The organism is Psychrobacter cibarius (assembly GCF_016107535.1).
Taxonomy (GTDB): Bacteria; Pseudomonadota; Gammaproteobacteria; order Pseudomonadales; family Moraxellaceae; genus Psychrobacter; species Psychrobacter cibarius.
The window spans coordinates 1-675 of sequence record NZ_JABASQ010000070.1; the positions used below are offsets into that span (position 1 = coordinate 1).

The 675-nt window shown below is 38.7% G+C and carries 1 protein-coding gene; it reads right to left on the reverse strand.

What is annotated here, in order from left to right:
• Positions 1-21: 21 nt before the first annotated feature.
• Positions 22-675, reverse strand: a 654-nt coding sequence (locus tag JFC08_RS13640; RefSeq protein ID WP_227697799.1) for an IS1595 family transposase, incomplete at its 5' end; no start/stop codon positions are given.

Below are 675 nucleotides of genomic sequence, written 5' to 3' on the forward strand. Positions count from 1 at the left end.
AGGGGCTGTAGTAGATAAGGATTAAACATCACACCATATTCTCAGAGTTTTAAGCTGAGTAGACGGTGATCCATAGTTGAATCTAAACTCACACTCTTTTAAAAATAAATGGAAGTTCTTCTTATCGATCCCATTATATTTTCTGAGTATTCGTTTAGACTGGTTCCAAAAGTTCTCAATGCCATTGATGTGATTGTTTTTACCGCAAGTAAACTCTTTAGAGTGATTGACTCTGAGGTGTTTAAACTCGCTCACATCTAACGCATTGTAACTTCGATAACTATCAGTATAAACAAAGCTGTCAGGCTTGATTTTACGCTTAATAACAGACATTAGAGTCGTCTGTTTGGTGTCTGCTACGACAATGGTATAAACCTTACCATTTCGTTTTAGAATACCAAATACAGCTGTCTTACCAGCAGCCCCGCGACCTCTTTTGCCTTTGCGTACGCCGCCAAAGTAACTTTCATCTAATTCGACTTCACCATCAAAGAGCTCATCAGCTTCTAATGAGAGATGGTCGTCTATTACAAGTCTAATTTTATGATAAAAAAGTGCCGCAGTGTTAGGCTGAATATCAAGCAAATCTGCGGCTGTTCTAGCAGTCACTTCAGCCGTGAAAAACTCTAAGAGCCTTCGCTGTACTTTTTTACTTAGTTTACAACGGGTTATCTT